Annotated in this window: 19 protein-coding genes; 13 read left to right on the forward strand and 6 right to left on the reverse strand. The window is 65.0% G+C overall.

Going from position 1 to position 24,383, the window contains the following annotated elements:
• Window positions 1–5: 5 nt before the first annotated feature.
• From ACQ5BL_RS10805 to ACQ5BL_RS10830, 6 genes are all read right to left on the reverse strand, one after another.
• Complete coding sequence (locus tag ACQ5BL_RS10805; RefSeq protein ID WP_243806306.1) at window positions 6–1,241, reverse strand: molybdopterin molybdotransferase MoeA; 1,236 nt, start codon at window positions 1,239–1,241, stop codon at window positions 6–8.
• Complete coding sequence (gene moaB, locus ACQ5BL_RS10810; protein WP_243806308.1) at window positions 1,238–1,792, reverse strand: molybdenum cofactor biosynthesis protein B; 555 nt, start codon at window positions 1,790–1,792, stop codon at window positions 1,238–1,240. The genes ACQ5BL_RS10805 and moaB overlap by 4 nt, the downstream gene beginning before the upstream one ends.
• 335 nt (window positions 1,793–2,127) lie before the next feature.
• Window positions 2,128–2,580 carry a molybdopterin synthase catalytic subunit MoaE gene (gene moaE, locus ACQ5BL_RS10815; protein ID WP_243806309.1) on the reverse strand — a complete coding sequence of 151 codons (453 nt, stop codon included), beginning with the start codon at window positions 2,578–2,580 and terminating at the stop codon, window positions 2,128–2,130.
• A 4-nt stretch (window positions 2,581–2,584) separates the two neighbouring features.
• A complete protein-coding gene (locus ACQ5BL_RS10820) occupies window positions 2,585–2,833 on the reverse strand; it encodes a MoaD/ThiS family protein (RefSeq protein ID WP_243806311.1) in 249 nt (82 codons plus the stop codon).
• Window positions 2,830–3,321 carry a cyclic pyranopterin monophosphate synthase MoaC gene (moaC, locus tag ACQ5BL_RS10825; protein WP_243806313.1) on the reverse strand — a complete coding sequence of 164 codons (492 nt, stop codon included), beginning with the start codon at window positions 3,319–3,321 and terminating at the stop codon, window positions 2,830–2,832. The genes ACQ5BL_RS10820 and moaC overlap by 4 nt, the downstream gene beginning before the upstream one ends.
• A gap of 206 nt (window positions 3,322–3,527) precedes the next feature.
• Window positions 3,528–4,919, reverse strand: coding sequence for a PhoH family protein (locus tag ACQ5BL_RS10830; protein ID WP_207887689.1), 1,392 nt, complete (start codon window positions 4,917–4,919; stop codon window positions 3,528–3,530).
• A gap of 441 nt (window positions 4,920–5,360) precedes the next feature.
• Here ACQ5BL_RS10830 and yaaA point away from each other — a divergent pair, with 441 nt between their 5' ends.
• The 13 genes from yaaA (at window position 5,361) to ACQ5BL_RS10895 (ending at window position 24,312) form a co-directional block, all read left to right on the forward strand.
• Entirely contained in the window at window positions 5,361–6,140 is a 780-nt protein-coding gene (gene yaaA / locus ACQ5BL_RS10835) for a peroxide stress protein YaaA (RefSeq protein ID WP_243806315.1), read from the forward strand.
• A 990-nt stretch (window positions 6,141–7,130) separates the two neighbouring features.
• Window positions 7,131–8,441, forward strand: a complete 1,311-nt coding sequence (gene algD, locus ACQ5BL_RS10840; RefSeq protein WP_207887685.1) for a GDP-mannose 6-dehydrogenase — start codon at window positions 7,131–7,133, stop codon at window positions 8,439–8,441.
• Window positions 8,442–8,573: 132 nt separating this feature from the next.
• Complete coding sequence (alg8, locus tag ACQ5BL_RS10845; RefSeq protein ID WP_243806702.1) at window positions 8,574–10,058, forward strand: mannuronan synthase; 1,485 nt, start codon at window positions 8,574–8,576, stop codon at window positions 10,056–10,058.
• A gap of 33 nt (window positions 10,059–10,091) precedes the next feature.
• Window positions 10,092–11,261 carry a PilZ domain-containing protein gene (locus tag ACQ5BL_RS10850; RefSeq protein WP_243806317.1) on the forward strand — a complete coding sequence of 390 codons (1,170 nt, stop codon included), beginning with the start codon at window positions 10,092–10,094 and terminating at the stop codon, window positions 11,259–11,261.
• A gap of 13 nt (window positions 11,262–11,274) precedes the next feature.
• Window positions 11,275–12,684 (forward strand): alginate biosynthesis TPR repeat lipoprotein AlgK, encoded by a 1,410-nt coding sequence (algK, locus tag ACQ5BL_RS10855; protein ID WP_243806319.1) that lies wholly within the window; start codon window positions 11,275–11,277, stop codon window positions 12,682–12,684.
• 101 nt (window positions 12,685–12,785) lie between these two features.
• Complete coding sequence (locus tag ACQ5BL_RS10860; protein WP_243806704.1) at window positions 12,786–14,216, forward strand: alginate export family protein; 1,431 nt, start codon at window positions 12,786–12,788, stop codon at window positions 14,214–14,216.
• Between the two features lie 161 nt (window positions 14,217–14,377).
• Window positions 14,378–16,057, forward strand: coding sequence for a mannuronan 5-epimerase AlgG (algG, locus tag ACQ5BL_RS10865; RefSeq protein ID WP_243806322.1), 1,680 nt, complete (start codon window positions 14,378–14,380; stop codon window positions 16,055–16,057).
• A gap of 13 nt (window positions 16,058–16,070) precedes the next feature.
• Complete coding sequence (locus ACQ5BL_RS10870) at window positions 16,071–17,489, forward strand: alginate O-acetyltransferase (RefSeq protein WP_207887675.1); 1,419 nt, start codon at window positions 16,071–16,073, stop codon at window positions 17,487–17,489.
• Between the two features lie 36 nt (window positions 17,490–17,525).
• Window positions 17,526–18,638, forward strand: a complete 1,113-nt coding sequence (locus tag ACQ5BL_RS10875) for a mannuronate-specific alginate lyase (RefSeq protein WP_207887772.1) — start codon at window positions 17,526–17,528, stop codon at window positions 18,636–18,638.
• 456 nt (window positions 18,639–19,094) lie between these two features.
• Window positions 19,095–20,657 carry an MBOAT family O-acyltransferase gene (locus ACQ5BL_RS10880; protein ID WP_243806323.1) on the forward strand — a complete coding sequence of 521 codons (1,563 nt, stop codon included), beginning with the start codon at window positions 19,095–19,097 and terminating at the stop codon, window positions 20,655–20,657.
• A gap of 13 nt (window positions 20,658–20,670) precedes the next feature.
• On the forward strand, window positions 20,671–21,870 hold the full coding sequence (locus tag ACQ5BL_RS10885) for an alginate O-acetyltransferase (protein WP_243806325.1): 1,200 nt from the start codon (window positions 20,671–20,673) through the stop codon (window positions 21,868–21,870).
• 58 nt (window positions 21,871–21,928) lie between these two features.
• Complete coding sequence (gene algF, locus ACQ5BL_RS10890) at window positions 21,929–22,579, forward strand: alginate O-acetyltransferase AlgF (protein ID WP_243806328.1); 651 nt, start codon at window positions 21,929–21,931, stop codon at window positions 22,577–22,579.
• A 287-nt stretch (window positions 22,580–22,866) separates the two neighbouring features.
• A complete protein-coding gene (locus tag ACQ5BL_RS10895) occupies window positions 22,867–24,312 on the forward strand; it encodes a mannose-1-phosphate guanylyltransferase/mannose-6-phosphate isomerase (protein ID WP_207887667.1) in 1,446 nt (481 codons plus the stop codon).
• Window positions 24,313–24,383 lie beyond the last annotated feature (71 nt).

Below are 24,383 nucleotides of genomic sequence, written 5' to 3' on the forward strand. Positions count from 1 at the left end.
GGGTGTCAGGCGCCGAGTTCGCTGAACGACAGGAAGGGCAGCAACTCGCCCGCGCGCAGCGTGCACCCGGCCTCCACCACCGCCAGGCCGTCGGCCCAGCTCGCCGCCCGCAGCATGGCCGAGCCCTGCTGCGGATGCAGGCAGATGCGGGCTACGCCGCCGCTGTCCAGCTCCAGACGCGCGCGCAGGTACTGGCGACGCGAGTTGGGTACGGGCCAGTCGAAACCCGCCGGCAGCGCAACCGGCAACGTCTCTACCTCGCTGCGCCCCTGGGCACGCCATAGGAACGGCCGCGCCACCACCAGCGCGGTGACCAGCGCGGCGGCCGGGTTGCCCGGCAGGCCGATCCACGGCTTGCCGGCGATGCTGCCGAAGGCCAGCGGCTTGCCCGGCTGCATCTTCAGCTTCCACAAGTGCAACTCACCCAGCTCCTGGATCGCCTGCTTGAGGTAGTCGCGGTCACCCACCGACACGCCGCCGCTGGTGATCAGGACGTCCCATTCCGACGCGGCCAGACTCAGCGCATCGCGGCTGGCCGCCAGGGTGTCGGCGAGCACGCCGTAGTCGTGGACTTCCATGCCCCAGCCGCGCAGCAACGCGCCGATGCTAAAGCGGTTGGCGTTGTAGATCTGCCCCGGCGCCAGTGGCTCACCGGGCTCGCGAAGTTCGTCGCCGCTGCTCAGCAGGCAGACGCGCAGCGGGCGGTAGACGTTGACGCGGTCCAGTCCGACGCTGGCGAGCAGGCCGAGATCCTGCGCGCGCAGTTTCTTTCCGGTACTGAGCAAGGCATCGCCTTCGCACAGTTCCTCACCGCGACGGCGCACATGGCTGCCCTGCTCGACCACGGGCACCTGCAGCCAGTCGCCATCGACCTCGCAGTCTTCCTGGGCGATCACGCTGTCCGCCCCCGGCGGCAACGGCGCGCCGGTGAAGATGCGCACGGCCTGGCCGGATTGCAGCTCGACCTGGGCGGCATCACCGGCGGCGATGCAGCCGGCGATCTTCAACCGCGTACCAGTAAGGCCGATGTCGCTGCTGCGCAGGGCATAGCCGTCCATCGCACTGTTGTCCCACAGGGGCAGGTCGATGGGGGAGCGCATGTCCTCCGCCAGCACGCGGCCCAGGGCGTGCTCCAGATCGACGCGCACGGTTGGCGGCGCCAGGGGAACGAAGTCCATCAGCGCGGCAATGGCCTCGTCCACCGGACGCAGGCCGGCGCCGGAACAGCCGCAGGCGCTCATGCGCGGGTACCGCAGGCCAGCACCGGGCGCTCGGGCAGACGCTTGAGATGGGGTACGAAATTGCAGGGCCTGGTGCGGTTGTCGAGCTGCTGCAGGAGGATCTTTTCCCAGGCGGTGAGGCAGGCGCCGGTGGAACCGGGCAGGCAGCAGATCAGCGTGCCGTTGCTGATGCCGGCGATGGCGCGGGACTGGATAGTGGAGGTGCCGATTTCCTCGCGGGAAATCTGCCGGAACAGTTCGCCGAAGCCGTCCACGGTGCGCTCCAGCAAGGGCGCGACGGCCTGCGGAGTGTTGTCGCGGGCGGTGAAGCCGGTGCCGCCGGTGATCAGACCGACCTGGACCTTGGGATCGGCGATCCAGGCCGAGGCTACGGCGCGGATCTGGTAGACGTCGTCGATCACCAGCCGGCGCTGCGCGAGGGCGTGACCGGCGCGTTGCAGCGAGGTCACCAGGGCCTGGCCGGAGGTATCGTTGTGCAGGCTGCGGGTATCGCTGACGGTGAGGACAGCGATCTCCAGCGGCTGGAAATCCGGGGTGCTGAGATGGCTCATGAGGGGCTCTCCGATGCGGAGCAAAAAGGGCTGGCGCCAGCCTGCGCTCCTTCCCCTCTACCGCCCATTCCTCCTAGGAGGTACTACCCCGGCGCGTGCGGGGCAGTAGGAGCAGATACCCTTGCGATTAACCTGCAACGCACCAGAAGCCATCGCGGACAAAGTCCGCTCCTACGCGAATGGAGACGCAGGGAGCCAACCTGCAGGAGCGCGCCATGCGCGCGATCACGGGCATGGCCCGCTCCTACCATGGCGCTTCGGGGCTGAGCATGGGTGTAGGAGCGGACTCCGTCCGCGATTGGCCCGCAGCGCGTCAAAAACCGCAGTCAGATGGCTCAGCTCTTCCAACGCTCCGCGGCTTCCTTGTCGCTGCAGCGGCCTTCGACCCAGCGCGGACCGTCTGTGGTGTCTTCCTTCTTCCAGAACGGCGCGCGGGTCTTGAGGTAGTCCATGACGAAGTTGCAAGCATCGAACGCCGCCTGGCGATGGGCGCTGGCGGTACCGACGAAGACGATGGGCTCGCCCGGCTCCAGGCGGCCGATGCGATGCAGGATGTCCAGGCGCAGCAGCGGCCAGCGCTCGCGGGCCTCGAAGGCGATCTTCTCCAGGGCCTTCTCGGTCATGCCGGGGTAGTGTTCGAGGAACATGCCGCCCACCTCGCGGCCCTCATTGAAGTCGCGTACATAGCCGACGAAGCCGACCACCGCGCCGACCCCGACGTTGGCATCGTGAAGCGCATTGAGTTCGGCGCCCGGATCGAAGGCCGCCGACTGGACGCGGATCGTCATGGCTTCAGCCTCCGGTCACGGTGGGGAAGAAGGCCACCTCGTCGCCGTCGGCGAGGGGCTCGTCCAGGGAGCACAGCTCCTGGTTGCGCGCGCACATCAGGTTCTGCTCGCCCAGCACCGCCCAGGCGCCGCCGCGCTCCAGCAACAGGCCGCGCAGGTCGTCCAGGCTGGCCAGGGAATCGCTCCAGTTCAGTTGCTCGCCGTCCAGGCCGAGGGCTTCGCGGTAGCGGGCGAAGTACTGCACGCGGATCATGGAGTGTCTCCTGCTACGCCTTCTGCAGCAACGTAATGACCGCTCTTGCCGCCGAGCTTCTCCAGCAGGCGCACGCTGTCGATGGTCATGCCACGGTCCACGGCCTTGCACATGTCGTAGATGGTCAGCGCAGCGACGCTGGCGGCGGTCAGCGCTTCCATCTCCACACCGGTCTGCCCGGCCAGCTTGCAGCGGGCGACGATGTGCACGGTGTCTTCACCTTCGGCGGCCAGCTCGACCTTGACGCTGGTGAGCAGCAGCGGGTGGCACAGCGGGATCAGCTCATGGGTCTTCTTCGCCGCCTGGATGCCGGCGATGCGCGCCACGGCGAACACGTCGCCCTTGGGGTGGCCGCCATCCTGGATCAGCCTGAGGGTATCCGGGAGCATGCGCACCCGGGCTTCGGCCACCGCCTCGCGGGACGTCACGGCTTTTTCGGTGACGTCGACCATGTTGGCGCGGCCTTGGGAATCGAGATGGGTCAGCACGGGCAGGAACTCTCCGGAGAATGCGGACGATCAAGGGGACAGTGTAACCCCGGGGCGCTCGGCTGGCAGTACGGCGAGCGGCGCGATGGGGAGAGGATTGTATACAAAAAGAGGTATGCGCGCGTGGTCGGGCGATGCAGCGACAGCGGCTCGCGACGAACCGCTGCGCCGGAAGAAAAGGCCCGCCGATTGGCGGGCCGGGGTGGTTACAGGTGTGCTTCGGCAAACTCCGCCAGCACCGAGCGCGGCACCCCTTGCAGGGTCACGTGTACGCCGTGGGGGAAGTCCTTGAAGCGCTCGGTCAGGTAGGTCAGACCCGAGCTGGTCGCCGACAGGTAGGGTGTGTCGATCTGCGCCAGGTTGCCCAGACAGACCACCTTCGAGCCGTTGCCGGCACGGGTGATGATGGTCTTCATCTGGTGCGGGGTGAGGTTCTGGCACTCGTCGATGAGGATCAGGCTCTGCTGGAAGCTGCGGCCGCGGATGTAGTTCAGCGATTTGAACTGCAGCGGTACCTTGCTGAGGATGTAGTCGACGCTGCCGTGGGTGCACTCGTCATCCGAATGCAGCGCCTCCAGGTTGTCGGTGATGGCGCCGAGCCAGGGCTCCATCTTCTCCGCCTCGGTGCCCGGCAGGAAGCCGATGTCCTCGTCCAGCCCCTGCACGCTGCGGGTGGCGATGATCCGACGGTAGCGCTTGCTGACCATGGTCTGCTCGATGGCGGCGGCCAGGGCCAGGATGGTCTTGCCCGAGCCCGCGGCGCCGGACAGGTTGACCAGGTGGATGTCCGGGTCGAGCAGCGCATAGAGCGCCAGCGCCTGGTAGATGTCGCGCGGCCTGAGGCCCCAGGCCTCCTGGTGCAGCAGCGGTTCCTGGTGCAGGTCGAGGATCAGCAGCTCATCCTGCTGGATGCCCTTGATCCAGCCGACGAAGCCCTGCTCGTCGACGATAAACTCATTGATGTGCACGGCCGGCAGGTTGTCGGTGAGCTGCACGCGATGCCAGGTACGCCCGTGGTCCTGACGGGTCTCGACCTTGCTCACGCGGTCCCAGAACGAGCCGGACAGCGAGTGATAGCCACGCGACAGCAGGTTGACGTCATCCACCAGCTGGTCAGTGTGGTAGTCCTCGGCGAACACCCCGCAGGCACGCGCCTTCAGGCGCATGTTGATGTCTTTGGTGACCAGCACCACGCGCTTGCTGCTGTGGCGACTCTTCAGCTCCACCAGCTGGTTGATGATCTTGTTGTCGTTCAGGTGCTCGGGCAGCCAGGTGATCGGCTCGGCCCGCTTGCTCATGAGGATCGACAGGCTGCCACAGGGGCCGCTCTTGCCGCGCTGGATGGGAACCCCATCTTCCACCTGCTCGGGGGTCGCTTCTCCCAGCACCGAATCGATGAGGCGGATCGCCTGGCGGCATTCCGCAGCAACGGTGTGCTTGCCGGTCTTGAGCTTGTCCAGTTCCTCCAGCACCGTCATCGGAATCGCGACGTGGTGCTCCTGGAAATTCAGCAAGGCGTTTGGATCGTGGATCAGAACGTTGGTATCGAGGACGTACAGGGTGGGCTGGGTCGGGCTGGAGCGTCCATGGTCATCCATACGCGGTTCACCTCTTAGTGGGGCGTTACGACGGAATGCCATTACAGCGCTCCGCCGCGCGGTGAGCCGCCAGCTCTCGCTACCGGGCACGAGAGCACTGCATATGAGGGGACGGGCCGGGGCCGCCACCTGTCTGCAGGGTTCGGCGGTCTACGTCTCCAGAAATACAGGAAAAAACATGACGATAAAAAGTCTTTTTCCTTCTCAAGCAGCTTTTTTTCTTCCTGCGTCGAAATAGCTTGGCGAGGCCTTCGCGGAGCGCTAGTTTTAAAAGTCCTACCCCTGGCAAAACCTCCCTCCCCCCTCTCCGATCCCTCCGGGGCCGTCCGGCAACGCTCGCGCCATCAGAGCCATGAGCCCTGCCAATGCTAATCGCCCCCATAGCTGGAGCCGTTACGCGGGAATCCCTACAATCGCGCCTCGCTTGTAGGAGACCGCACGATGCTGATGGTGATTTCCCCCGCCAAGACCCTGGACTACGACACCGCTCCGGTGACGCAGCGTTTCACCCTGCCCGAGCACCTGGACGATGCCCAGGAACTGATCGGCATCCTGCGGGAACTGTCGCCGGCGCAGATCGCCGAGCTGATGCACCTGTCGGACAAGCTCGCCGGCCTGAACGCCGCGCGCTTCGGCAGCTGGCACCCGGACTTCACCCCGGCCAACGCCAAGCAGGCGCTGCTGGCCTTCAAGGGTGACGTCTATACCGGCATGCAGGCCGAGGACTTCGGCGAGGACGACTTCGACTTCGCCCAGCGCCACCTGCGCATGCTCTCCGGCCTGTATGGCGTGCTGCGCCCGCTGGACCTGATGCAGCCGTACCGCCTGGAAATGGGCACCCGGCTGGCCAACGCCCGTGGCAAGGACCTCTATGCCTTCTGGGGCGAGCGCATCAGCGGCTGGCTGAACCAGGCCCTGGCCGAGCAGGGCGACGAGGTGCTGCTGAACCTCGCTTCCAACGAGTACTTCGGCGCCGTCAAGCGCAAGGCCCTGAACGCGCGGGTGATCGACACCGAGTTCAAGGACCTGAAGAACGGCCAGTACAAGATCATCAGCTTCTACGCCAAGAAGGCCCGCGGAATGATGGCGCGCTACGTGATCAAGGAGCGCCTGCAGAACCCCGAAGGCCTGAAGGACTTCAACTACGCCGGCTACGTCTATAGCGCCGAGCACTCCAAGGCGGACCAGCTGGTGTTCCTGCGCGATCATCCCGAAGACTGACCCGCCCTGCGGGAGCCCCGCCGGGCTCCCGTCCCGCCTTTCCTGCCCTTCCTCCCCGCCTGATACCAAATCGCCTGTAAGCCATTGACCACTGAATGAGTCAGTCAAAAGGGCATGGGTTGTCTATTTCTTGCGCAAAAAATGCCCGATTGACCTTACTGCATGAAGGGTCTAGATAACCGTTCGTCTGCTTCGGGGGAAATCGTGAGATTTTTTTTCGGCCCCCGATCAGCCGCTACTGGCAAGAAAACCTTCCGAAATCGACATCTTCCCGCTGCCCACTGGCCACTAGCAGCCCATTGCCATGACGTGCATTTCACGATTGCAACTTGCAATGGAGAAAGCTGAACGGCAGCTGAACGAAAGTATTGAAGGCGATGCGCGGTCGTTTTTAATCAAAAATTCAATTGAACTTTTCCCGACCTTGCATATTGCACTGTAACGATAGCCCCACGAACAACTCCCGATTTGCCATTATCGCGGCATCAAATGATGTCATTTGGATATTTCAAAAGATTTCAGAAGCGGGATGAGTGGAAGGAACTAACCCCACTTTGGAAAAATCCTATTTCCGCAACGATCATTGATGCAGATCACGAAACTGCATTGATGGGATGAGCGCTTTTGTTCTAACGGTAATTACCTGAAGGCATTACCAATCGACACCAGAACGATCACAAGCTCATGAAAAAAATGAATTTTTAGGTGACGAAGACAGTCATCTACACAACTCGGAGCACAGCGGCGCGGATAAACAACCCAGGGTGAAATCCGCCTGCAACAAAACAGGGCAAGTATTTGAAACTTGCCCAAAGACAGTGCTCTGAAGTTTAGCACTACTTTCCCTGCCTTACCGGAGGAAGTACGGAGGACACCTGAGCGTGCCTTCCGCGGGTTCTTTCACCCTGAATAAAGGCCCTTCGGGGCCGGATATATAAACCGCCCTTCCGGGCAACTTTGAAAGCTCGACAATTGAACGAGGTGAATGCGATGCGAATCAGCATCTTTGGTCTTGGGTATGTTGGCGCAGTATGTGCCGGCTGCCTGTCCGCACGAGGCCACGAAGTCGTCGGGGTGGATGTTTCCACCACCAAGATCGATCTGATCAACAAAGGGAAGTCGCCCATCGTCGAACCCGGTCTGGAATCGCTGCTGGAACAGGGCATCCGTTCCGCTCGCCTGTCGGGCACCACCGACTTCAAGAAGGCCGTCCTGGATACCGATGTGTCGTTCATCTGCGTCGGCACGCCGAGCAAGAAGAATGGCGACCTCGACCTGGGCTACATCGAGTCGGTCTGCCGCGAGATCGGTTACGCGATCCGCGAAAAGAAAGAGCGCCACACCGTGGTGGTGCGCAGCACCGTCCTGCCGGGCACCGTGAACAACGTGGTGATCCCGATCATCGAGGACTGCTCGGGCAAGAAGGCCGGCACCGACTTCGGCGTGGGCACCAACCCGGAGTTCCTGCGCGAATCCACCGCGATCAAGGACTACGACTTCCCGCCCATGACCGTCATCGGTGAACTGGACGCCAAGACCGGCGACCTGCTGGAAGAGATCTACCGCGAACTCGACGCGCCGATCATCCGCAAGTCGATCGAAGTCGCCGAGATGATCAAGTACACCTGCAACGTCTGGCACGCTGCCAAGGTCACCTTCGCCAACGAGATCGGCAACATCGCCAAGGCGGTGGGCGTCGACGGTCGCGAGGTGATGGACGTCATCTGCCAGGACAACAAGCTCAACCTGTCGCGCTACTACATGAAGCCCGGCTTCGCCTTCGGCGGCTCCTGCCTGCCCAAGGACGTGCGTGCCCTCACCTACCGCGCCAGCCAGCTGGACGTCGAGCACCCGATGCTCGGCTCGATCATGCGCAGCAACCAGCACCAGGTGCAGAAAGCCTTCGACCTCATCACCGCGCACGGCACCCGCAAGGTCGGCCTGCTCGGCCTGTCGTTCAAGTCCGGCACCGACGACCTGCGCGAAAGCCCGCTGGTGGAACTGGCCGAGATGCTCATCGGCAAGGGCTACGAGCTGCAGATCTTCGACCGCAACGTCGAGTACGCCCGCGTCCATGGCGCGAACAAGGAGTACATCGAGTCGAAGATCCCCCACGTCTCCTCGCTGCTGGTTTCCGACCTGGACCAGGTGGTGAAGACCTCCGACGTGTTGGTGCTGGGCAACGGTGACGAGCTGTTCGTCGACGTGGTGAACCAGGCGCCGCAGGGCAAGAAGGTGGTCGATCTGATCGGCTTCATGTCGCACGGCACCAATGAGCGCGCCGAAGGCATCTGCTGGTAAGCGCCATGTGCTCTTCGTAGGAGCGAGCTTGCTCGCGAACGCTCTCCGCCACGCCACAGTGCCAGGCGGGTTCGCGAGCAAGCTCGCTCCTACAAGGGCTTTTCCGCTCCCACGACGCGACTGACGGATCTCATCATGGAAACCTACAAACGAGTAATCGGTGAAGCCCTGGGCTGGCTGGCCTTCCTCAGCCTGCTGATGGTATTGGCGCTGGCAGTGCCCAAGACCGTGTTCGACGCCGACTCCAAGGACTTCCTGCTGCTGATCGGTGCGGTCGGCATCTGGCGCTATTCGATGGGCGGCCTGCACTTCCTGCGCGGCATGCTGTTCCTCTACGGGGTCTACCCCTACTACCGCCGCAAGCTGCGCAAGATGGGCGATGCGGCCGATCCATCCCATGTCTTCCTGATGGTCACCAGCTTCCGCATCGACGCGCTGACCACCTCCATGGTCTATCGCTCGGTGATCCAGGAGGCCATCGCCTGCGGCTATCCCACCACCGTGGTGTGCTCCATCGTCGAGATGTCCGACGAGGTGCTGATCAAGCAGCAGTGGCAGAAACTCAATCCGCCGGAACACGTTTCGCTCGACTTCGTGCGCATCCCCGGCACCGGCAAGCGCGACGGCCTGGCCCACGGCTTCCGCGCCATCTCCCGTGACCTGCCGGACGAACACGCCGTGGTCGCGGTGATCGACGGCGACACCGTGCTGGAGCCCGGCGTGGTGCGCAAGACCGTGCCCTGGTTCAAGCTCTTCTCCAATGTCGGCGGCCTGACCACCAACGAATTCTGCGAGGTGCAGGGCGGCTACATCATGAGCGAGTGGCACAAGCTGCGCTTCGCCCAGCGCCACATCAACATGTGCTCGATGGCCCTGTCCAAGCGCGTGTTGACCATGACCGGGCGCATGTCGGTGTTCCGCGCCCAGGTCGTCACCGACCCGGACTTCATCGCCGACGTGGAAAGCGACCACCTCGACCACTGGCGTCTGGGTCGCTTCCAGTTCCTCACCGGCGACGACAAGTCCAGCTGGTACAGCCTGATGCGCCTGGGCTACGACACCTTCTACGTTCCGGACGCAGCGATCAACACCGTCGAGCACCCGCCGGAGAAGAGCTTCGTCAAGGCCAGCCGCAAGCTGATGTTCCGCTGGTACGGCAACAACCTGCGGCAGAACTCCCGGGCCCTGGCCCTGGGTCCCCAGCGCCTGGGCTGGTTCACCAGCGTGGTGCTGTTCGACCAGCGCCTGTCGATGTGGACCTGCCTGCTCGGCCTGGTCGCCGCGATCATCGCCAGCATCAAGTACAGCATCGTCTTCCTGCTGGTCTACCTGCTGTGGATCGGTATCACCCGCTTCGTGCTGACCCTGCTGCTGTCGTTGTCGGGGCACCACATCGGACCGGCCTACCCGCTGATTCTTTATTACAACCAGATCGTCGGCGCCATGGTGAAGATCTACGTGTTCTTCCGCCTCGACCAGCAGTCCTGGACCCGCCAGAACACCAAGCTCGACCGTGGCCTGGCCAGCTTCCAGCAATGGTTCAACACCTGGTCCTCACGCGCCATGACCTTCTCCGCGGCCAGCGTCTTCGTTGCCGTACTGCTGACCATCGTCTGACCGCCCCTATTAGCTACAACAGGACTCGCCCACATGAATACCGCCGTCAACGTCAATGTCGTGCACGAATCCGAAGCCCAGCGCCAGCACGCCCGGGTCAAACTGCCCGCGCGCATCCGCTATATCGGTGCCAACCGTGAAGGCGTCGATGCCCGCCTGCTGGACATCTCCGCCGGCGGCTTCGCCTTCACCGCCAGCGGCGCGCCGATCCAGGCCGGCGACCTGCACAAGGGCAAGCTGCTGTTCCAGATCGACAGCATCAGCTTTTCCCTGGAAGTGGACTTCCAGGTGCGCTCCTACGACCCGGACAGCCGCCGCGTCGGTTGCGAATTCCAGCACCTGAAGCCGCGCGAAGTCGCCGCCCTGCGCTACCTGATCACCTCCTTCCTGGCCGGCGAAGTGATCAGCGTCGGCGACATGCTCAACACCCTGCAGCGCGAGAACTTCACCAAGGCCCGCAAGCACGGCGCAGGCTCCGGCAGCATGGGCTTCTTCAGCCGCATGCGCGCCGTGACCCTGAGCACCGCCATCTTTGTGGTCGGCGTGGGCGCCTTCGCGGTCATCCTCAACCAGGTCTACAACCTGTACTTCGTCACCCACGCCGACTCGGGCGTGGTCAACGTCGCCAACCAGCAGATCACCATGCCCCGCGAAGGCACCGTGGAGAGCCTGGTGGAAGCCGGCGCGGACGTGGCCAAGGGCGCACCGATCGCCACCTTCTCCGCCAACCTGCTGGACCTGCTCAAGGGCAACCTGAGCGAAGAACAGCTCAGCCCGAGCAACATCGAGAAGCTGTTCGGCCACCAGATGAAAGGCACCCTGACCAGCCCGTGCGACTGCCGCGTAGTGGAGCAGCGCGTGGCCAACGGCCAGTTCGCCAACAAGGGCGACATCATCTTCACCCTGACCCCGCGCGACAGCACCGCCACCGTCGAGGCGCGCTTCCCCTACCGCAACGCCGCCGAACTCTCGCCGGGCACCGCCGTGCACTTCCAGATCGCCGGTGACAGCGAAGTCCGTGGCGGCCGCATCGTCCGCACCGCTCCGGTAGACGGCGACCTGGCCTCGGAAATCCGCGTGCAGATCCAGCCCGACCAGCCGCTGGACACCCTGCTCGCCGGTCGCCCGACCGAAGTCAGCATCGGCGGCCTGCCGGGCCGCACCCTGCTGAACAAGGCGATGGCCCTGGCCACCGCACGCTAAGAGGGAACACGCCATGAACCGTCCCGTCGAAGCCCTTGCCCTGAAGATGGCCCCGAAGCTGGCCCTGGCACTGGCCATCGCCGTGGCCGCTGGCTGCGCCGGCCTGCCTGACGAGCGCCTGGCCCAGGAGGCCCTGGAGCGTGGCGACATCGCCACCGCCCAGGCCAACTTCCAGGCCCTGGCGACCATGGGGTACGCCGACGCACAGGTCGGTCTGGCCGACATGCAGACCGCCACCGGCGACCCGGCCGAACAGGCCCGCGCCGAGAAGCTCTACCGCGAAGCGGCCGAGACCTCGCCGCGCGCCCGTGCCCGCCTGGGCAAATGGCTGGCAGCCAAGCCCGGCGGCACCGACGCCGAGCACCGCGAAGCCGAGCAACTGCTGACCCGCGCCTTCAACGAAGGCGAGGACAGCGCGCTGGTGCCGCTGATCGTCCTCTACCTGCAATACCCGCAGGCCTGGCCGAACGTGAACCCGCAGCAGCGCATCAACGACTGGCGCGAGCAGGGGCTGCCGCAGGCGGACCTGGCGCAGATCATCCTCTACCGCACCCAGGGCACCTACAACCAGCACCTGGGCGAGGTCGAGCAGGTCTGCCAGCGCTGGCTGAACCGCATGGACGTGTGCTGGATGGAACTGGCCACCGTGTACCAGATCCAGGGCAACGCCGATAAGCAGAAGGCCCACATCGAAGCGCTCAAGGCCGCCTGGAAAGCCGGCCGCGTGCCCTCCGAGCGCGTCGACTCGGTAGCCGGCGTGCTGGCCGACCCGAACATCGGCACCCCCGACCCGCAGGCCGCACAGGCGCTGCTCACCGAAATCGCCCCGACCTACCCGGCGGGCTGGGTGAGCCTGGCCAAGCTGCAGTACGACAACCCCGACCTGGGCGACCTGAACCAGATGCTCGACTACCTGAAGAAGGCCCAGGACGCCGCCCAACCGCGCGCCGAACTGCTGCTGGGCCGCCTCTACTACGACGGCAAGTGGGCCCCGCAGGAGCCGCAGAAGGCCGAACAGTACCTGCTCAAGGCCGCCGCCACCGAGCCCCAGGCGCACTACTACCTGGGCCAGATCTACCGCCGCGGCTACCTGGGCAAGGTCTACCCGCAGAAAGCGGTAGACCACCTGCTCATCGCCGCCCGCGCCGGACAGGCCAGCGCGGACATGGCTCTGGCACAGCTGTATTCGCAGGGACGTGGCGTTCGGCCGAATTTGGTCAACGCTTACGTCTTCGGCGAGCTCGCAAAACGCCAGCAGGTCCCCACCGCAACCGACCTGATGGCGCAGATCGAGCCGCTGATACAACCGGCCGACCGCACTGCGGCCCAGCAGTTGCTCAAGCGCGAGGAACAAACGCGCGGCGCCAACTGGCAAGCCACCGTCAGCCTTCTGCAGAACAACCAGGAACAAGAAAACCTATGAAGCGCATTGACCCGATGACCACCCCGCCGTTTGCTCTTATCGAAGGGATTAAGCCGCGAGCTCTGGCTTCTGCTGTTCGCCGCGCACGCCTGTTCCCAGCCATGCTCGGCGCCGGCATCAGCCTCGCCGGCACCCTGTTCGGCAGTCTCGCCTACGCGGCCGAGGAGCCGCCAAAGAATTACGGCCTGGACGTCAAGATCACCGCCGAATCCGAGGACGACCGCGACCTGGGCACCGCCCCGGGCGGCGACCTCAACGGCATCGGTATCGACCTGCGTCCCTGGGCCTTCGGCCAGTGGGGCGACTGGAGCGCCTACGTGATGGGTCAGGCCGTGGCTGCGACCGACACCATCCAGACCGACACCCTGCAGTCCGACGACGTCACCAACGACCGCAGCGGCAACGACAACCAGCGCGAGCCGGACGACGCCTATCTGGCCCTGCGCGAGTTCTGGGTCGACTACGCCGGCCTCACCCAGTACCCCGGCGAGCACCTGCGCTTCGGCCGCCAGCGCCTGCGTGAGGAAAGCGGCACCTGGCAGGACACCAACATCGAGGCCCTGAACTGGACCTTCGACACCACCCTGCTGCGTGCCCACGCCGGCGTCGCCCAGCGCTTCTCCGACTACCGCACCGACATCACCGACCTGGCACCGGCAGACAAGGACCGCACCCACGTCTTCGGCGACATCTCCACGCAGTGGATGCCCAACCACTGGGTCGGCCTGCGCCTGCACCACGCCGACGACAGCGGCAGCCTGCCGGACCCGGGCGAAACCGTCGACTCGCTGGACAAGAAGTCCACCGGCGAGCTCACCTGGGTAGGCCTGGAAGCCAACGGCGACGGCTACAACTGGCGCTCGCAGATGCCCATCAACTACTGGGCCGGCGCCACCTGGCTGACCGGTAACCGCGACCGCCTGACCACCGTCCCGGTGAACGGCGAAAGCATCGCCACCGGCAAGCAGAGCGGCGACGTGGACGCCTACGGCGTCGACCTCGGCCTGCGCTGGAACATCGACGAGCAGTGGCGCGTCGGTGGCGCCTATGCCCGCGGCAGCGGCGGCGGCAAGAACGGCGAGGACCAGTTCGAGCAGACCGGCCTGGAAAGCAACCGCTCCAACTTCACCGGCACCCGCGCCCGCGTGGCGCGCTTCGGTGAAGCCTTCCGCGGTGAACTCTCGAACGTCGAGGCCGCCACCCTGTTCGGTTCCTGGCAGATGCGCGAGGACTACGACGCCAGCGTCGTGTACCACAAGTTCCGCCGCGTCGACGGTGACTCGGACATCGGCAACAGCGGCATCAACGCCCCGCTGGTCAACGACTCCACCGACCTCGGCCAGGAGGCCGACCTGGTCGTCACCAAGTACTTCAAGCAGGGTCTGCTGCCGGCGTCGATGAGCCAGAGCATCGACGAGCCGTCGGCACTGGTGCGCCTGCGTGGCGGCGTGTTCAAGCCGGGCGACGCCTACGGCAGCCACGTGGACTCGACCATGCACCACGCCTTCATCGACGTCATCTGGCGCTTCTGAGGACTGCAGCGATGGCTGGTTTGTCGTGGGTTCCCCGCCTTGGCGGACATGACGGAAATGCACACGCGGACAGCGGCCTGCGGGCCGCCCCGCTGCCCCGTCGCGCGCCCAAGCCCGGGAACCCGGCAAACCCTGCCAGCGCTCGCAAGGAGACAACGGCCATGAACCGCCATCCGTTACACCCCCTGCCGCTCACCGCGCTGCTGCTCGGCGGCCTGCTGAGCGCCGCCGCGCCGGTGTGGGCCGCACCGTCCGCGGAAAAAGCCGCAGCTAGCGCCAAGGCGGCCACCGCCGCCAATGGCAAGAAGGACAGTGCGAAAAGCACCGGCAGCGAAAAGGCTCCCGAGGAACCGGCGGACAACGAGCCGGGCCATACCAAGACACTCAAGCAGTCCGGCAACTACACCGTGACCGCCGCGCCCAGCGAGCCGCTGAAGCTGGCCCCGCCCAAGCTGCCCGACCTCACCGGCTATACCGCCGAGGCCGTGCAGAAGAAGATCGACCGCAGCAAACATGGCAAGGCCCTGGTGCAGCGCATGGTCCAGCAGCAGCCGCTGAAGGAATTCACTGGCGGCAAGAACCGCCTCGCCGAATGGGTGAAGCGCCAGCGCCAGATGCCCCAGGCGGTCTTCGTCGAAGGCGGCTACGTCAACCTGGCCGATCTTGTCGGCAAGCTGCCGAAAACCGCGCTGGAAGAGGTCGAACCCGGTATCTACGTCGCCCGCCTGCCCATCGTGGTGAGCCAGGGCGCAACCCTGGAGATCGACGGCAAGGTCAAGGAGCTGCGCCTATCCCAGGACCGCGGCGCGTTCCTGGTCAACGACGGCAAGCTGTTCGTCCGCGACACCAAGGTCACCGCCTGGAACGAGGCCAGGAAGGAACCGGCCTGGTTCAAGTCCCCGAATGAATTCCGTCCCTTCCTGATCTCCTGGGGCGGCGCCGAGGCCTATCTGGTGAACAGTACCTTCACCAGCTTCGGCTACAACGCCTCCAAGGCCTACGGCATCTCCATCTCCCAGTACAGCCCGGGCATGGACAAGACCATGAAGCGCCCGCGTCCCAAGGGCTGGGTGATCGGCTCGACCTTCGTCGACGCCTGGTACGGCTTCTACTGCTACGAGGCCGACGACCTCGTGGTACGCGGCAATACCTACCGCGACAACATCATCTACGGCATCGACCCGCACGACCGCTCGCACCGCCTGATCATCGCCGAGAACGAGGTCCACGGGACCAAGAAGAAGCACGGCATCATCGTCTCCCGTGAGGTGAACGACAGCTGGATCTTCAAGAACAAGACCTACGACAACCACCTCTCCGGGATCGTCCTGGACCGTAACTCCGAGCGCAACCTGGTCGCCTACAACGAGGTGTACCGCAACCACTCCGACGGCATCACCCTCTACGAGTCGGGCGACAACCTCATCTATGGCAATCAGGTGCTGGCCAACCTGCGCCACGGCATCCGTATCCGTAACAGCGTGAACATCCGCCTGTACGAGAACCTCGCCGCCGCTAACCAGCTGATGGGCGTGTACGGCCACATCAAGGACCTGTCCGACACCGACCGCAACATCGACCTCGACCCCTTCGACACCAAGGTCTCGCTGATCGTGGTCGGCGGCAAGCTGGCCGGCAACGGCTCGGGCCCCTTGTCGGTGGACTCGCCGCTGTCGCTGGAGCTCTACAAGGTGAACATGCTCGGCCCGACCAAGTCGTCCGGCATCTCCTTCAACGGCGTGCTGGGCGAGAAACAGGAACAGATCTTCGACCTGCTGGTACGCCAGCAACGCGCCGTGCTGCTCGACCCCGTGGAAAGCCAGGCCGAACTGCAGAACTGAGGACCGACCGACCATGAAACGTATGACTTCCAACCTGCTGCGCCTGTCGGGCCTCACCGCCAGCCTGCTGCTCGCCCAGCAGGCCCTGGCCGCCGACGCCTCGGCGCCGACCTATACCGCCCAGCCGACCCCGGCCCTGTGCCCGAACGCGGCCAACGACGCGGCCTACAACACCAAGTACCTGGGCTTCTTCACCCACCTGGTGCCGGCCCAGGAAGACTGGCTGTTCCGTACCACCTACGACCTGCGCACCGACTTCGGCACCAGCGCCGAGGGCTGGCGCGAGCTCAAGCAACTGCGCGACGAACTCAAGCGCAAGGGCATCGACCTGGTCGTCGTCTACCAGCCCACCCGTGGCCTGGTGAACCGCGAGAAGCTCAACCCGCAGGAGAAGGCCAGCTTCAACTATGAACTGGCCAAGCGGAACTACCTGGCGACCATCGAGCAGTTCCGCAAGGCCGGAATCTACACCCCGGACTTCTCCCCGCTGTTCGACGAGAAGGAAGAGCACCCCTACTACTTCAAGGGCGACCACCACTGGACCCCGTATGGCGCGATGCGCAGCGCGAAGATCGTGGCCGAGACCCTGAAGGAAATCCCGTCGTACAAGGACGTGCCGAAGAAGGACTTCGAAAGCAAGCGCGTGGGCCTGCTGTCCAAGCTCGGCACCTTCCACAAGGCCGCCGCCCAGCTGTGCGGCAGCGGCTATGCACCGCAGTACGTCGACCGCTTCGAGACCGAGCCGGTGGGCGATTCGGGCGGCGGCGACCTGTTCGGCGAAGGCGGCAACGCCCAGGTCGCGCTGGTCGGCACCTCCAACAGCGGCCCGGCCTACAACTTCGCCGGCTTCCTGGAGGAGTACGCCAAGGTCGACATCCTCAACAACGCGGTCTCCGGTGGCGGCTTCGACAGCTCGCTGCTGGCCTACATGACCAGCAAGGAATTCCACGACAAGCCGCCGAAGATCCTCATCTGGGAATTCGCCACCCACTACGACATGGCGCAGAAGAGTTTCTACCGCCAGGCCATGCCGCTGGTGGACAACGGCTGCGCCGACGGCAAGCCGGCGCTGACCCGCAAGGTCAAGCTGCATCCGGGCAGCAACGAGGTACTGGTCAACAGTGGCGCAGCGCCGATCCGCTCGGGCAGCTACACCGCCGACGTCACCTACTCCGACCCCGGCGTGCACGAACTCAAGAACACCATCTGGTACATGAACGGTCGTCGCGAACAGCTCAAGATCGAACAGTCCAAGGCCGTGGATACCGGCGGCCGCTACGTGTTCGAACTGCGCAACGACGAAGACTGGTCGAACCAGCAGTTCCTCTCCCTGGAAATCGAGGCGCCGGAAGACATGCCGGCGGGCCTGGAGGTCGAGGCCAAGCTCTGTCAGACCCCCAAAGCCAAGTCGGCCGATATGGCCGCCAACTAGAGAGCGGGGACGAAAGCCATGCCCAGCCTACGCAAGATCAAGACCCCCGTGGTTGCCCGAATCGGCCTGACCATCGCCGTGGTCGGCGCGCTGTTCGGCGGCCAGGCCACTCGCGCCGCCGACCTGGTGCCGCCACCGGGTTACTTCTCCGCCGTCGGTGAAAAAGGCAGCAAGAAGGACTCGGACAGCTGTCCGGCGATCCCCACGCCCTACACCGGCAGCCTACAGTTCACCAGCAAGTACAAGGGCTCGGACTCGTCGCGCTCGACGCTCAATGCCGACGCGGAAAAAGAGTTCCGCAGCCAGATCAAGGACATCACCGAGATGGAGCGCGGCACCGCCAAGCTGATCACCCAGTACATGCGTAGCGGCAACAAGGGTGACCTGGACTGCGCGATGAACTGGCTGGAAGCCTGGGCCCAGGCCGGCGCGCTGGAAAGCACCGACTTCAACCACACCGGCAAGTCCATGCGCAAATGGGCCCTCGGCAGCCTGTCGTCGTCCTACATGCGCCTGAAGTTCTCCAGCAGCCGTCCGCTGTCGGCCTATGCCGAGCAGTCGAAGACCATCGAGAGCTGGTTCAGCACCCTGGGCAGCCAGGTGGTACGCGACTGGAGCGACCTGCCGCTGAAGAAGATCAACAACCACTCCTACTGGGCCGCCTGGTCGGTGATGTCCACCGCCGTGGTGACCAACCGCCGCGACCTGTTCGACTGGTCGGTGCAGGAGTTCAAGGTCGCCGCCAACCAGGTGGACAACGACGGCTACCTGCCCAACGAACTCAAGCGCAACCAGCGCGCGCTGTCCTACCACAACTACTCGCTGCCGCCGCTGACCATGATCGCCGCCTTCGCCCAGGTGAACGGCGTCGACCTGCGCCAGGAAAACAACGGCGCCCTGCAGCGTCTGGCCAACCGCGTGATGCAGGGCGTGGACGACCAGAACGACTTCGACGAGAAGACCGGCAAGGACCAGGACATGGACGATCTCAAGGAGAACAGCAAGTTCGCCTGGCTGGAACCCTACTGCGCGCTCTACAGCTGCGCGCCCAAGACCCAGGACTGGAAGAAGAAGATGGAACCCTTCAACAGCTTCCGTCTGGGTGGCGAGGTGACCAAGGTTTTCAACCGACAGGGGGCGGGGAGCTGAAGCAGCGCCCCACCCCGGCCTCTCCGTGACGACGAGAGGTTTGACCTGGCACTGAGGGCTGGCGAGGAGGGCTCGAAAGTCCCCTTCCCCACTACCCGTAGGGCGCATAACCGCTTGCGGTTATCCGCCGAAGGATCTGGCACCAACCTGCGGCGGATAACGCTTCGCGTCATCCGGCCGGGACCTGTAGGAGCGAGCTTGCTCGCGAAGAGTATCTCCGGGAGCTCCGGCGTCGGGCGGTTCGCGAGCAAGCTCGCTCCTACGAAGAGCTACCCATCCCGCACACGCGGGGCACGAACACCACCCGACCCACGCGACAAAGACGCGGGCGGGCGCAACAGATTTAGCAATACCAGGGGAGGAATGGCGGGTTGTCCCGGCCTTTCCTCTGGGCATCGAAAGATGCCGGAAAGGCTGGAGCGACCTTAGGTTTGAAGCTCCAGAGAGAGACGCGGAATGGTCTTTTCTTCCAACGTGTTCCTGTTCCTGTTCCTGCCGATGTTCCTCGGCCTGTACTACCTGAGCGGGAACCGCTACCGCAACCTTCTGTTGCTGGTAGCCAGCTACGTCTTCTACGCATGGTGGCGTGTCGACTTCCTGGCCCTGTTCGCCGGCGTGACGCTGTTCAACTACTGGATCGGCCTGCGCATCGGTGCGGCCGGCGTGCGCACCAAGGCCGCGCAGCGCTGGCTGATCCTCGGCGTGGTGGTCGACCTCTGCGTGCTCGGCTACTTCAAGTACGCCAACTTCGGCGTCGACAGCCTCAACCAGATCATCACCTCGATGGGCATGCAGCCCTTCGTGCTGACCCACATCCTGCTGCCCATCGGCATCAGCTTCTACACCTTCGAATCGATCAGCTACATCATCGACGTGTACCGCGGCGACACGCCGGCCACGCACAACCTGATCGACTTCGCGGCCTTCGTGGCGATCTTCCCGCACCTGATCGCCGGCCCCGTGCTGCGCTTCAAGGACCTGGTCGACCAGTTCAACCACCGCACCCACACCGTCGACAAGTTCGCCGAAGGCTGCACCCGCTTCATGCAGGGCTTCGTCAAGAAGGTGTTCATCGCCGACACCCTGGCGGCCGTGGCCGACCACTGCTTCGCCCTGCAGGACCCAACCACCGGCGACGCCTGGCTCGGTGCCATGGCCTACACCGCGCAGCTGTACTTCGACTTCTCCGGCTACAGCGACATGGCCATCGGCCTGGGCCTGATGATGGGCTTCCGCTTCATGGAGAACTTCAACCAGCCCTATATCAGCCAGTCCATCACCGAGTTCTGGCGGCGCTGGCACATCAGCCTGTCCACCTGGCTGCGCGACTACCTGTACATCAGCCTGGGCGGCAACCGCGGCACCACCTTCCAGACCTACCGCAACCTGATCCTGACCATGCTGCTGGGCGGCCTGTGGCACGGCGCCAACGTCACCTACATCATCTGGGGCGCCTGGCACGGCGTATGGCTGGCCATCGAGCGCGCCCTGGGCGTGAACGCCGCGCCCCACGTGCTCAACCCGGTGAAGTGGCTGTTCACCTTCCTGCTGGTGATCGTCGGCTGGGTGATCTTCCGCGCCGAGAACCTGCACGTGGCCTGGCGCATGTACGAAGCCATGTTCAGCTTCGGCGACTGGAAGCTCTCCGAGCTCAATCGCGCCAGCCTCACCGGCCTGCAGGTCGGCACCCTGGTGGTCGCCTACATCGTCCTGGCCTTCTTCGGCATCCGCCAGTTCTACAACCAGCCGCTGCAGAGCAAGGCACCCAAGGCGGCGGCCAAGTCCGACGAGGCCCGCGCCGACGGCCCGGCCAGCGCCCAGCCGCGCACCCCGGCGGCAGCCCAGGACGACCCGGCGGCCATCGCCTATTCGCCCAGCGGCGCGGCGGTCTACCAGCCGCACTGGATGACCCAGCTGCCGGTGCTGGCGACCCGCATCGCCCTGCTCCTGCTGTTCGCCGCCTCGGTGCTCAAGCTCTCGGCGCAGAGCTACTCGCCGTTCCTCTACTTCCAGTTCTGAGCGAGGCCGGATCATGCAACCGACTACACACCCGCACATCAGCAAGCCCCTGCAGTACACCTACATCGCCGTGTTCGGCGGAATGCTGCTGGGCCTGGCCGGCCTGTCGCTGAAGGCCTTCCCCAGCTTCTCCGCCGCCGAAGGCACCACCGTGCTCAACGGCAAGCTGGCTCATGCCTTCGAAGGCCACTATGACGAACAATTCCCGATCAAGCGCCTGGGCACCAACCTCTGGGCCGCGCTGGACTACACCGTCTTCGAGGAAGGCCGTCCGGGCGTCGTGCTCGGCAAGGACGGCTGGCTGTTCACCGACGAGGAGTTCAAGCCCGCCCCGACCCAGCAGCAGCTGGACGACAACTGGGCGCTCATTCGCGGCGTACAGCAGGAGCTGGAACGCCGTGGCGTGAAGCTGGTGCTGGCGATCATCCCGGCCAAGACCCGCCTCTACCCCGAGTACCTGGGCAAGGAACAACCGGCGGCACTGCACGCCTCGCTCTACCAGGACTTCCTGCAACGCGCCCGCCAGGCCGGCATGGCCGCGCCGGCGCTGCTGGAAACCCTGGAAAAAGCCAAGGACAACGGCCAGGTCTTCCTGCGCACCGACACCCACTGGACGCCGCTGGGCGCCGAAGCCGTGGCCCAGCGCCTGGGCGAGAGCATCCGTGCCGGCCAGGGCGCCGACCTGCCGACCCAGACCTTCATCACCGAAGCCGGCAAGAGCGGCCCGCACAAGGGCGACCTGCTCACCTTCCTGCCGCTGGACCCGCTGTTCGCCAACCTGCTGCCCCCCGAGGACCAGCTCGAACAGCGCCAGACCCACCCGGCCGAGGACGCCGCGGCGGCCTCCACCGACGGCGGCGGCGACCTGTTCGGCGACAGCGCCCAGCCGCAGGTCGCCCTGGTCGGCACCAGCTACAGCGCCAACCCGCGCTGGAACTTCGCCGGCGCCCTGAAGCAGGCGCTGTCGGCGGATGTCATCAACTACGCCAAGGAAGGCAAAGGCCCCCTGGAGCCGATGCTCGAACTCCTGCAGGACGAAGGCTTCAAGCAGAAGCCTGCGCAACTGCTGGTCTGGGAATTCCCCGAACGCTACCTGCCGATGCACAGCGACCTCAGCCAGTTCAACCCGGAATGGGTCGCCCAGCTGCGCGCGGCGGGCAACCGTGACGAACGCCTGGCCGCCAACCAGGCCACCAACCCCACGGCGCACTGAGCGCCGAGACAGGGCATCACCCATGCCCCACAAAAGTGAGAAGACGGAGGTACACCCCATGAACCGACTGACCATTCGCACCCTGAAGTCGTCCGCGCTGGCCCTCTGCCTGGGCGCAGCGTCCTTCGGCGCCTTCGCCGGCGGTGAAGGCGCGCTCTACGGGCCGCAGGCGCCCAAGGGTTCCGCCTTCGTGCGGGCCTACAACGCCGGCAGCTCCGAACTGAACGTCGCGGTCGGCAACGCCACCCTCAATGACGTCTCGCCCCTGGGCTCCAGCGACTTCAAGTTCCTCCCGGCGGGCAATTACACCGCCAAGGTCGGTACCCAGAGCCTGCCGGTGAAACTCGATCCGGACGCCTACTACACCCTCGTCAGCCAACCCGGCGGCCAACCGCGCCTGGTGCCCGAGCCGCCGTTCAAGAACAAGCAGAAGGCCCTGGTCCGCGTGCAGAACCTCAGCGGCAAGGCCCTGACCCTGAAGACCGCCGATGGCAAGACCGACGTGGTCGCCAACGTCGCCCCGCAAAGCCACGGTGACCGCGAGATCAACCCGGTGAAAGTGAACCTGGCGCTGTTCGACGGTGCGACCAAGGTCAGCGACCTCAAGCCGGTCACCCTCGAGCGCGGCGAAGTGGTCTGCCTCTACGTCACCGGCGAGGGCGGCAAGCTCAACCCGGTATGGGTCAAGCGCCCCGTGAAAGTGGACTGATCCCATGAGCCGGCGGCCGTTCCCCAACCGCTCCCACCCGGAGTGCGGACGAGACTGCGCGTCTCCCGCCGGCACGAACTGCCTGCTCGCCCTCCGGGGCGAGCCTCGGGGTGAGGGCGCTCCCATGGCGCCCCTGCCCTTCCAGAACAACAAGACCGGCATCGCACCGGCAGAAGAATCAGTGCGCCGCAACGACGGCATGCACAGGAGAGGTCACCCACAAGGCACGTCGGGTCACATGGTGTGGCGCGGCAAACAGTACGCACGAACGCTTTAGGAGAAACCCCATGATTCCAGTAATCCTTTCCGGTGGCAGCGGCTCGCGACTCTGGCCTCTTTCCCGCAAGCAGTACCCCAAGCAGTTCCTCGCCCTCACCGGCGAGCACACCCTTTTCCAGCAGACGCTGGAGCGCCTGATCTTCGACGGCATGGAAGCGCCGGTGGTGGTCAGCAACCAGGAGCACCGTTTCATCGTCCAGGAGCAGCTCGACGCGCTGCAACTGAACACCCAGGCCATCCTGCTCGAACCCTTCGGCCGCAATACCGCGCCGGCCGTGGCGATTGCCGCCATGAAGCTGATCGCCGAAGGCCGTGACGAGCTGCTGCTGATCCTCCCGGCCGACCACGTGATCGAGGACCAGCGCGCCTTCCAGCGAGCCCTTGCCCTGGCCACCAACGCCGCCGAGAAAGGCGAAATGGTGCTCTTCGGCGTTCCCGCCAATCGCCCGGAAACCGGCTACGGATACATCAAGTCCGGCGACGAGCGCGGCCTCCCGGACGGCGTGATCCGGGTCGAGCGCTTCATCGAGAAGCCCGATGAAGCCCGCGCCAAACAGTTCGTCGAGGAAGGCGGCTACTACTGGAACAGCGGCATGTTCCTGTTCCGCGCCAGCCGCTTCCTGGAAGAACTGAAGAAGCACGACACCGACATCTACGACACCTGCCTGCTCGCCCTGGAGCGCAGCCAGCACGACGGCAACGTGGTGAGCATCGACGCCGCCACCTTCGAATGCTGCCCGGACAACTCCATCGACTACGCCGTGATGGAAAAGACCCGCCGCGCCTGCGTAGTGCCGCTGGCCGCCGGCTGGAACGACGTCGGCAGCTGGTCGTCGATCTGGGAAGTCCACGAGAAGGACGCCGACGGCAACGTCACCATGGGCGACGTGGTGGTCCACGACAGCCACAACTGCCTGGTGCACGGCAACGGCAAGCTGGTCTCGGTGGTTGGCCTCGAGGACATCGTGGTCGTCGAGACCAAGGACGCCATGATGATCGCCCACAAGGACCGCGTGCAGGACGTCAAGAAGGTGGTCAACCAGCTCGACGCCGCCGGCCGCAGCGAAACCCAGAACCACTGCCAGGTCTACCGCCCGTGGGGCTCCTACGACTCGGTGGACATGGGCGGCCGCTTCCAGGTCAAGCACATCACCGTGAAGCCGGGCGCACGCCTATCGCTGCAGATGCACCACCACCGCGCCGAGCACTGGATCGTGGTATCCGGCACGGCCCAGGTGACCTGTGACGACAACACCTTCCTGCTCACCGAGAACCAGTCCACCTACATCCCGATCGCCTCGGTCCACCGCCTGGCCAACCCGGGCAAGATCCCGCTGGAGATCATCGAGGTGCAGTCGGGCAGCTACCTGGGCGAAGACGACATCGAGCGTCTGGAAGACGTCTATGGGCGCACCACCGAGAACGTCGAGCCGCTGCGCGCAGTAGCCCGCTGAGTCTGGCGCTTCCCTCATCGGCGCCAATGCCCCCGTACCGACTGGTGCGGGGGCTTTTTTATGTGCGAACC

Origin of the sequence: Pseudomonas sp. B1-22 (assembly GCF_050474425.1) — a bacterium.
Classification (GTDB): domain Bacteria; phylum Pseudomonadota; class Gammaproteobacteria; order Pseudomonadales; family Pseudomonadaceae; genus Pseudomonas.